Below are 9451 nucleotides of genomic sequence, written 5' to 3'. Positions count from 1 at the left end.
CCACCCGCCCCCGCCCGACCACCGGGCAGGAGGCCCTGCGGGAACTGGCGGCGGGCAACCTCCGCTGGCGCACCTACCGCCAGCAGCACCCCGACGAGACGCATACCGTGCGGCAGGCCCTGGTGTCGGGTCAGCAACCCTTCGCCATCGTGCTCGGCTGCATCGACTCCCGTGTGCCGCCGGAGCTGGTGTTCGACCAGGGCCTCGGCGACCTGATGACCGTGCGCTCGGGCGGCGAGGTCCTCGACGACGCCGTGCTCGGCAGCACCACCTACGGGGTGCTCGAACTGGGCGTACCCCTGATAGTGGTGCTCGGGCACCAGTCGTGCGGCGCGGTGAAGGCCGCGGTCCACGCGGACGAGACGGGTGAGGAAGTGCCCGCCAGCCTGCGGTACCTGGTCGAGCAGATCAAGCCGGCCATCGACCACAGCCAGGAGGGCGACGCGCGCGTCGACGCGACCATAGACGCCAACGTCAAGCGCGTCCGCTCCCAGCTCGCGGCCGAGCCCGACCTCGCCGCCAAGGTGGACGCGGGCGAACTGCTCATAGTCGGCGCCCGCTACGAACTGACCACCCAGCAGGTCCACCGGGTCGGCTGACCCCGGGCGGCGGCCCCGGTCCCCGGCCCAGCGCCGGGTACCGGGGCCGCCGTGCCGTGTCCGTCAGCGAGCGACCAGCTTGATCTGCCGCTCCTCCACCGCGCGGATGTACGGCACCGGAATCCAGCCGGAGAAGCGGCGCAGCTCCAGCAGGGTGGCCTGCACCTGGGCGTCGCCTGGCCGGTACGTGTCGGACCTGACCCAGCCCGTGTCCCCCGACGGATGTCCGTCTCCGGGGCAGTCCGTGCGGGAGTTGCTGCTCACACGGCGCTCGACGCCGTTGCCGGAGCTGCTTGTGGTGACGCAGCGGTACGTGACGGACCCGGCCCTGCCCGAGTTCGTCCACCGGTGTTCGTCGCCGTCGCAGACGGCGCGGGTGCCGCCGATGCTGCGTCGGCTGGTGCCCTGCTGGATCGAGGACGACACGAAGACGGGGCCGCTGCCGGGCGCGCAGCGGTACGTGCCGGACAGGGTGATCGTGCCGTCGGTGGCCATGCGACCGGTGGTGGCGATCGTCACGGCCTCGTCCGGCTCGGCGGCGGCCTGGGCCGAGGGGGCGGTGAAGACCAGCAGCGCGGCACCCGTGGCCGCGCCGATGACCCGGGAAAACGACATCGGTATACCTCCTCATACCTCCTTGAACGGGTACCTCAGAGGTATCGGCCCGGCGGGCGCCTGTCCGTCTTCGTCACTCCTTCGTCAGCGAGTCGGCTCGCCCGTCTCCAGCACACCGGCCCCTCACCGGGGGACCAGTGGTCTCCGGTTTGTCAGCGTCGTGTCACAGGACGTCCGGGTGGTGTCACGCTTCCTCGACATCGCTTGGCGAGGGGTTCGGGGCGCGCGCATGGTTCGTAGTACAGCACCAGGGCGGGGCGGTGACCCGCCGCCCGCCGCACAGTCATCCGATGGAAGCCATCCGATGTGAGGCATCCGATGTGGAGGCGCGCCATGTGTTCCCACCAGCCCCAGTGCCCCTCGGTCGACCGTCCCGGAAGCGACGCCGCGCACATCGTCGCCTTCCACCCCGAGCAGGGCTGGAACCTGCTGTGCAACGGGGCCATCGTCTTCGACGACACCGGTGAGATCCAGCCCGACGGCAGCGTGGTCGCTCCGCGGCGGGTGCCGGTCGCGGAGTTGACGGTCGCCGCGTAGCGCTCCGCGGGAGAGCGGTGACATCGCTGCGGGCCGGTGGGGGCTGGTCGCGCAGTTCCCCGCGCCCCTGTCGGGGCGCCGTACCGCGCCTACGGCAGCACCGCGAAGCCGTCGAGTTCGACCAGGGCGCGCTCGTCCCACAGCCGTACGACCCCTACGACGGCCATCGCGGGATAGTCACGGCCCGCCAGTCTCCGCCAGATCCGGCCGAGCTGGGAGACGTGTGCGCGGTAGTCGGCGACATCGGTGGCGTAGACCGTGACGCGGGCGAGGTCGGCCGGAGTGCCGCCGGCCGCCTTCAGTGCCGTCAGCAGGCCGGTGAGCGCCCGTTCGAACTGCTCCGGGAGCGTGTCCCCGACGATCTTGCCGTCGGTGTCGAGCGCCGTCTGGCCGGCCAGGAAGACCACCCGGGAACCTGTGGCGACGACCGCGTGGGAGAAACCCGTGGGCGGGGACAGGTCGGTCGGGTTGATGCGCTCGGCGCTCATGAGACGTGCACCTCCTTCGTCACATCCCTCGCCCCTTCTTCGTTCAGCTTCTTCGCCAACTCCTTCGTCAGCTCCTTTGCGATGATGTCGCGTTGGACCTCGCTCGCCCCCTCGTAGACCCGGGGCGCCCGCACCTCCCGGTAGAGGTGTTCCAGCAGGTGGCCGCGGCGCAGGGCGCGGGCGCCGTGGAGCTGGACCGCCGCGTCCACGACGTACTGGGCGGTCTCGGTGGCGAACAGCTTGGCCATGGCGGCGCGCTTGGGGACGTCCGGGGCCCCCTCGTCGTAGGCCGTCGCCGCCGCGTACACCATGAGGCGTGCCGCCTCCGTCCGTACGGCCATCTCGGCGACCTGGTGGGCCACGGTCTGAAGGTCCTTCAGCTTGCCCCCGAAGGCGCTGCGTTCGGCCGTGTGGGCGAGCGTGGCGTCCAGGGCCGCCTGCGCCATGCCGACCGCGAAGGCGCCCACGCTCGGCCGGAAGAGGTTCAGGGTGCCCATGGCGACCCGGAATCCGCGGTCGGGCTCGCCGAGGACGTCGTCCGCCGTGACCGGTACCGCGTCGAAGCCGAGGGCTCCGACGGGGTGCGGGGAGAGCATGTCGAGGGCGGTGCCGGTGAGGCCGGGGCGGTCGGCGGGCACGAGGAAGGCGGTGACGCCGCGGGCGCCCGCTTCGGGCGTCGTGCGCGCGAACACGGTGTAGAGGTCGGCTTCGGGGGCGTTGGAGATCCAGCACTTCTCGCCCGTGAGCCGCCAGCGGCCCGGGCCGTCCGGCTCCGCCCGCAGGGCCAGCGCCGCCGCGTCCGAGCCCGCCCCCGGCTCGCTCAGCGCGAAGGCCGCCACCGCCGTGCCCGCGGTGACCTCGGGCAGCCAGCGGGCGCGTTGGGCCCCGGTGCCGTGCGCGTGCACCGGATGGGCGCCCAGGCCCTGCAGGGCGAGCGCGGTCTCGGCCTCCGTACAGGCGTACGCGAGGGACTCCCGCATCAGGCACAGGTCGAGCGCGCCGGAGGTGAACAGCCGCTCCAGCAGGCCGAGTCGGGCGAGTTCCGCGACGAGCGGGCGGTTGACGCGGCCCGGCTCGCCCTTCTCCGCCAGGGGCCTCAGCCGCTCCGCCGCCAGGGCGCGCAGCTCGGCACACCGGGCGAGTTGTGCTGGTTCGAGCGAGAATGCGGTCATCGCCGGTCCTCTCACCTGAGGGGCGGGTCCTCACCCGACGGTATCGCGGACCATTGACTGTCGTCACCAACCCGATACGCTCCTGGTGCGAGCCCACCACGGCCAAGGGGGCGAACCGCCATGGAGACCAAGGACCCCGGTGAGAAGGACCCCGCTGAGGGCGTACGGCCGACTGGCTCGGCCCACGCGGACACCTTCACCCGCGACCACCTCCCACCCCCCGGCCAGTGGCCCGAGCTCACCTTCGACCTGCCGGAGCTGCGCTACCCGGCCCGCCTCAACTGCGCCGCCGAACTGCTCGGCACGGTCGCCCCCGGGCGTCCGGCGTTCCACACCCCCTCCGGCGCCACCTGGACGTACGGCGCACTCCGCGCCCGTGTCGACCGCATCGCCCACACCCTGGTCACCGACCTCGGTGTCGTCCCAGGCAACCGGGTCCTCCTGCGCGGCCCGACCACACCATGGCTGGCGGCCTGCTGGCTGGCGGTGCTCAAGGCGGGTGCGGTCGCCGTCACCGTGCTGGCGCAGGCACGACCGCACGAGCTCGCGACCATGTGCCGGATCGCCCGGGTGGACCGGGCGCTGTGCGACGTACGGTCGGTCGACGACCTCGCGAAGGCCGAGGTGCCCGGGCTGCGGATCACGACGTACGGCGGTGACGCGCCGGACGACCTGCTGCGTCTGCCGGCACCCGACGAGCCGTTCGAGGCGGTCGACACGGCCGCCGACGACGTCGCGCTGATCGCGTTCACGTCCGGCACGACCGGCCGCCCCAAGGGGTGTCTGCACTTCCACCGCGATGTGTTGGCCATAGCGGACACCTTCTCGAAGCATGTGTTGAAGCCACACCACGAGGATGTCTTCGCGGGCAGTCCGCCCCTCGGGTTCACCTTCGGGCTCGGCGGGCTCGTCGTCTTCCCGCTGCGGGTGGGCGCCAGTTCCTTACTGCTCGAACAGGCCGGTCCCCGGCAGTTGTTGCCCGCGATCGCCGAGCACCGGGTGTCGGTGCTGTTCACCGCGCCGACGGCGTACCGGGCGATGCTGGCGGAACTCGACGGAACGTCCGGGCAGGCCCGGCATGACGTGTCGTCACTCAGGCGGTGTGTCTCGGCGGGCGAGAACCTGCCCGGGGCCACCTGGGAGGCCTGGCACGAGCGCACCGGGCTGGGGATCATCAACGGCATCGGCGCCACCGAGCTGCTGCACATCTTCATCTCCGCGGCCGACGAGCACATCAGGCCCGGCACGACCGGCGTTCCCGTACCGGGGTGGCACGCGCGCGTGCAGGACGAGAACGGCTCGCCCGTGCCGGACGGCGAACCCGGACTGCTGGCGGTGCGCGGGCCGGTGGGCTGCCGGTACCTTGCCGATCCGCGGCAGCGGGAGTACGTGCGGGGCGGCTGGAACATCACCGGGGACACGTATGTCCGCGAAACCGACGGCTACTTCCGATATGTCGCGCGCGCGGACGACATGATCATCTCGTCCGGGTACAACATCGCGGGCCCGGAGGTCGAGGACGCCCTGCTGCGTCACCCGGACGTGGTCGAGGCGGCGGTGGTGGGGCGGCCGGACGAGACGCGGGGTCAGGTCGTCGTGGCGTACGCGGTGCTGAGGGCGGGCGCGCCACGGGACGAGACGGCGCTGCGCACGTTCCTCAAGGCCGAACTGGCGCCCTACAAGTGCCCGCGCGAGATCGTCTTCCTGGACGCCCTGCCGCGCACGGCGACCGGAAAACTGCAGCGGTTCAGGCTGCGCACCGGCGACGACCAGCGGTGACGACCAGCAGCAGCGATGCCGAAGATCTAAAATGATCAACGTGTCCGATCAGCACGCACCCCGTTCCCTCATCGTGACCTTCTACGGCGCGTACGGTCGCTCCGTGCCCGGTCCGGTGCCCGTGTCCGAGCTGATCCGGCTCCTCGCCGCGGTGGGCGTCGACGCGCCCTCCGTACGGTCGTCCGTGTCCCGGCTGAAGCGGCGCGGGCTGCTCTTGCCGGCCCGTACGGTGACCGGGGCGGCCGGGTACGCGCTGTCGCCCCAGGCGCGGCAGTTGCTCGACGACGGTGACCGGCGCGTGTACGCCGCCCAGCCGCCCCCGGTGGACGAGGGCTGGGTGCTGGCCGTGTTCTCCGTACCGGAGCCCGAGCGGCAGAAGCGGCACGTACTGCGCTCCCGGCTGGCCGGGCTCGGCTTCGGCACCGCGGCCCCCGGGGTGTGGATCGCGCCGGCCCGCCTGTACGAGGAGACCCGGCACAGCCTGGAGCGGCTGAGGCTCGACCCGTACGTGGACCTGTTCCGCGGCGACCACCTTGGCTTCGCGCCGACGGTCGAGTCGGTGGCCCGCTGGTGGGACCTGGCCGCGATCGCCAAGGAACACGAGGCGTTCCTCGACGGCCACGCGCGCGTGCTGCACGACTGGGAGGGCCGGGAGGACACCCCTGCGGAGGAGGCGTACCGCGACTACCTGCTGGCCCTGGACTCGTGGCGGCACCTGCCGTACGTGGACCCCGGGCTGCCGTCCGCCCTGCTCCCCGCCGACTGGCCGGGCGTGCGTTCGGCGGCCGTCTTCCGGGCGCTGCACGAGCGGTTGAGGGACGCGGGAGCGGTCTTCGCCGGAGTGGATCAGGCACCGGGAGTGATCCGCCAAACCTGACGCCAGGTTACGATTTGGTGGACTCAGGGAACCCTTAGATTTCTCCTTCCGTCTTCTCAGAATTCTTACTTAGCATCATGACGCATGAGTCTGATGCGCAATCTGAACCGGGCGCTCACCGCCACCACCGGCCTCCAGGTCCGCAAGGCCGCCCCGGCCACGCCCGACCAGCCGAAGAAAGCCGCGGCTCCCAAGCCGGCCGCCAAGCAGCCCACGGCGGTGTACCGATGTCCGGGCCCCGAGGACCTCACGACGGACCGGCTGCTGCGGCAGCCGGTCTTCATCATGTCTCCGGTGCGTTCCGGCTCCACGCTGCTGCGGATGCTGCTGAACGCGCACTCGCGGCTGCACTCGCCGCACGAGCTGCACATACGCCGGCTTGAGGTCGGCTACGGCAGCAAGCTGTCGCAGAAGGCCATGAGCGCGCTGGACCTGGAGCGCGGCGACCTGGAGCACCTGCTGTGGGACCGGGTCATGCACCGCGAGCTGGTGAAGTCGGGCAAGGACTTCGTCGTCGAGAAGACGCCGAGCAACGCCTTCGTCTTTCAGCGCATCAGGGACTGCTGGCCCGACGCGCGCTTCGTCTTCCTGCTGCGCCACCCCGTCTCCATCGCCCAGTCCTGGCACGAGGGCGACCCCGACAAGCGCACGTACGAGGAGGCCGCGGCCGACGCGCTGCGCTACATGAAGGCCGTCGAGAGGGCCCGCGAGGGCATCACCGGCGGGCACACCGTGCGCTACGAGGACATCACCGCCGACCCGGAGAAGGAGATGCGGCGGCTGTGCCTGTTCCTCGACATCGACTTCGAGCCGTCCATGCTCGACTACGGCAAGAAGGACGACGCCCAGGTCGTCAAGGGCCTCGGTGACTGGCGGGACAAGATCAAGACCGGCACCGTCCAGTCCGGCCGCGCGCTGCCCACCGAGGACGAGATCCCGGAGATCCTCCGGCCCATGTGCAAGGCCTGGGGTTACAGCGAGTGAAGCCGCATGCCGAGATAGCAGAGGTCTGGCCGCGCGACGGACGCATACGGCTGGTCGGACGCCTCCACGGGCTGCCCTCCAACGACGCTGCCGGCACCGCGGTCACCTGGCAGCTGGTCCTCACCCGCCGCGCCCACCCCGACCAGCGTCTGCGCTACGACGCCCACCTCACGGGCGACCGCTTCGAGGGCGAACTGCCCGTCGCCGACCTCGCCGCGGCCGACCACGCGGCCGTCGAGGAGTGGGACATCCACCTCAGCGACGGCGAGACGGAACTGCGCGCCGGACGCCGGCTCGACGACATACGCGGCAAGAAGAAGATCTTCGTGTACCCGGAGCAGCGCACCGGGAACATCGGCGTGCGCCCCTACTACACGGTCAAGGACAACCTGTCCCTGGAGTGCCGTACGGGAGGTGCGGCATGAGCGACCGCCGCACCCTCCCCAGGGTCCGCTATCTGCTGCTGCACGCCTACGGCCGCGGCGGAACCATCCGTACCGTGATGAACCAGGCCAACTCGCTCGTGGCCGCGGGCTGGGACGTCGAGATCGTGAGCGCGATCCGCCGCCGGGACGACATCCAGTTCCCGCTCGACCCGCGGGTGCGGATCTCCACGGTCGTCGACCTGCGCGAGGACGCGTACACCCCGCCGTCCGGCCTCATGGCCCGCTGGCGCGACCGCCACCGCGGCAGGCTTCTCGACGAGCCCCCTCGGTACATCCCTGCGGGCGAGTTCGGCTACCGCTACTTCAACCGGTACGTCGAGGACCGGCTCATCGCGTACCTGGGCGCGCTGACCGACGGCATCCTCGTCACCACCCGCCCCGCACTGAACTTCCTGGCCGCCGAGCACGCCACGAACGGCGTGGTCCGCATCGCCCAGGAACACATGAACCACGGCACCCACAAGCGTGACGTGCAAAAACGCATCCAGGAGACCTACCCCCGCTTCGACGCGGTCGCGGTGCTCACCGAGCGGGACCGCGACGAGTACGAGGAGCTGCTGCCCGGCACCCGGGTCGTACGCATCCCCAACGCCGTGCACTCGCTCGACCAGGTGCCCGCCAGTCCACAGGCGAAGATCGCGGTGGCGGCCGGGAGGCTCTTCCCGCAGAAGGGCTTCGACATGCTGATACCGGCTTGGGCGAAGCTTGTGGAAACGTTCCCCGAATGGCAGTTGAGGATTTACGGAAGCGGGGAGAAGAAAGCGGAACTTCGGACTCTGATCGAGGAGCACCACCTCTACAATCACGTGTTCCTGATGGGTCACACCGACCGCCTGGACGACGAACTGGCGAAGGCCTCGTTCTACGTGCTGAGTTCCCGCTTCGAGGGGCTGCCGATGGTGATGATCGAAGCGATGAGCCACGCGCTGCCGGTGGTGAGTTTCGACTGTCCGACCGGCCCCGCGGACGTCCTCACGCACGGGGTCGACGGTCTGCTGGTGCCGCCCGAGGACCCGGACGCGCTCGCCGACTCGATGGCCAAACTGATGGCCGACGAGAAGTTGCGCGCGGACATGGGTGTCGCTGCGGTGCTCACTGCCTCGTCGTACGGTCCGGACGCCGTGCACCCGCGTTGGGAAGCCCTCTTCACCGACCTCCACGGACAACGGCATCCGAGCGGTGCCGCCGCGAAAGGACAGCGCGCATGACCACCACTCCCAGGGCTCAGGGAGCCACCGTCTGGCTCACCGGGCTGCCGAGCGCGGGCAAGACCACCATCGCCCGCATCCTCGCCGGGCGCCTGCGGTCGGAGGGACACCGTGTGGAGGTCCTCGACGGTGACGAGATCCGCCGCTTCCTCTCCGCCGGCCTCGGCTTCTCCCGTGAGGACCGCCACATCAACGTCCAGCGCATCGGCCTGGTCGCCGAGGTGCTCGCCCGCAACGGCGTCCTCGCCGTCGTCCCCGTCATCGCCCCCTACGCCGACAGCCGCGAGGCCGTGCGCAAGCGCCACGACGCGAGCGGGACGCCGTACCTCGAGGTGCACGTGGCGACCCCGGTGGAGGTGTGCAGCCAGCGGGATGTGAAGGGCCTGTACGCGCGCCAGGCCGCGGGCAACCTCAAGGGCCTGACCGGTGTCGACGACCCGTACGAGGAGCCGGTCGACCCGGCGCTGGTGCTGCACACCCAGTCGCAGACGCCCGAGGACTCGGCGAACGCGGTGCACGCGCTGCTGGCGGGGAGGGGGCTGGCATGACGGCGGAGCTCACCGAGCGAACCTTCGCTCTTTCGCACCTGGACGCGCTCGAGTCCGAGGCGGTGCACATATTCCGTGAGGTGGCGGGCGAGTTCGAACGGCCGGTGATCCTGTTCTCCGGCGGCAAGGACTCCATCGTCATGCTCCACCTGGCGCTGAAGGCCTTCGCCCCCGCGGCGATCCCCTTCTCCCTGCTCC

12 protein-coding genes are annotated in these 9451 nt (G+C 71.0%); 9 read left to right on the top strand and 3 right to left on the bottom strand.

Annotation, left to right across the window (positions count from 1 at the left end; genetic code table 11):
* A partial coding sequence (locus tag FPZ41_RS41715; protein WP_152869495.1) for a carbonic anhydrase occupies positions 1-599 on the top strand: 599 nt, incomplete at its 5' end.
* A 63-nt stretch (positions 600-662) separates the two neighbouring features.
* Here the strand turns inward: FPZ41_RS41715 and FPZ41_RS49715 are convergent.
* Positions 663-1214 (bottom strand): DUF6299 family protein, encoded by a 552-nt coding sequence (locus tag FPZ41_RS49715; RefSeq protein ID WP_152869493.1) that lies wholly within the window; start codon positions 1212-1214, stop codon positions 663-665.
* A gap of 333 nt (positions 1215-1547) precedes the next feature.
* Between FPZ41_RS49715 and FPZ41_RS41705 the strand changes: the two genes are divergently transcribed.
* The gene (locus FPZ41_RS41705) at positions 1548-1751 is read left to right on the top strand and encodes a DUF5999 family protein (RefSeq protein ID WP_152869491.1); all 204 of its coding nucleotides are present in this window, start codon (positions 1548-1550) and stop codon (positions 1749-1751) included.
* A gap of 89 nt (positions 1752-1840) precedes the next feature.
* Here FPZ41_RS41705 and FPZ41_RS41700 read toward each other — a convergent pair whose 3' ends face one another.
* Positions 1841-2239, bottom strand: coding sequence for a RidA family protein (locus FPZ41_RS41700; protein ID WP_152869489.1), 399 nt, complete (start codon positions 2237-2239; stop codon positions 1841-1843).
* Positions 2236-3411, bottom strand: a complete 1176-nt coding sequence (locus FPZ41_RS41695; protein WP_152869488.1) for an acyl-CoA dehydrogenase family protein — start codon at positions 3409-3411, stop codon at positions 2236-2238. Before FPZ41_RS41695 ends, FPZ41_RS41700 begins: the two co-directional genes overlap by 4 nt.
* A gap of 120 nt (positions 3412-3531) precedes the next feature.
* On the opposite strand from FPZ41_RS41695, the gene FPZ41_RS41690 reads away from it, so the two are divergent.
* From FPZ41_RS41690 to FPZ41_RS41660, 7 genes are all read left to right on the top strand, one after another.
* A complete protein-coding gene (locus tag FPZ41_RS41690) occupies positions 3532-5190 on the top strand; it encodes an AMP-binding protein (protein ID WP_152869486.1) in 1659 nt (552 codons plus the stop codon).
* Between the two features lie 31 nt (positions 5191-5221).
* On the top strand, positions 5222-6067 hold the full coding sequence (locus tag FPZ41_RS41685; protein ID WP_152869484.1) for a PaaX family transcriptional regulator: 846 nt from the start codon (positions 5222-5224) through the stop codon (positions 6065-6067).
* A gap of 84 nt (positions 6068-6151) precedes the next feature.
* Complete coding sequence (locus tag FPZ41_RS41680) at positions 6152-7051, top strand: sulfotransferase family protein (protein WP_152869482.1); 900 nt, start codon at positions 6152-6154, stop codon at positions 7049-7051.
* On the top strand, positions 7048-7476 hold the full coding sequence (locus FPZ41_RS41675; protein ID WP_322621404.1) for a hypothetical protein: 429 nt from the start codon (positions 7048-7050) through the stop codon (positions 7474-7476). Before FPZ41_RS41680 ends, FPZ41_RS41675 begins: the two co-directional genes overlap by 4 nt.
* Positions 7473-8705 (top strand): glycosyltransferase family 4 protein, encoded by a 1233-nt coding sequence (locus FPZ41_RS41670; protein WP_152869481.1) that lies wholly within the window; start codon positions 7473-7475, stop codon positions 8703-8705. Before FPZ41_RS41675 ends, FPZ41_RS41670 begins: the two co-directional genes overlap by 4 nt.
* The gene (gene cysC / locus FPZ41_RS41665; RefSeq protein ID WP_152869479.1) at positions 8702-9253 is read left to right on the top strand and encodes an adenylyl-sulfate kinase; all 552 of its coding nucleotides are present in this window, start codon (positions 8702-8704) and stop codon (positions 9251-9253) included. Before FPZ41_RS41670 ends, cysC begins: the two co-directional genes overlap by 4 nt.
* Positions 9250-9451, top strand: a 202-nt coding sequence (locus tag FPZ41_RS41660; RefSeq protein WP_152869477.1) for a phosphoadenosine phosphosulfate reductase domain-containing protein, incomplete at its 3' end; no start/stop codon positions are given. The genes cysC and FPZ41_RS41660, both read left to right, overlap by 4 nt.

The organism is Streptomyces acidicola (assembly GCF_009377235.1).
Taxonomy (GTDB): Bacteria; Actinomycetota; Actinomycetes; order Streptomycetales; family Streptomycetaceae; genus Streptomyces; species Streptomyces acidicola.
Note: the sequence above shows the minus strand (reverse complement) of the source record. Positions and strands in the feature narration are given on the sequence as shown.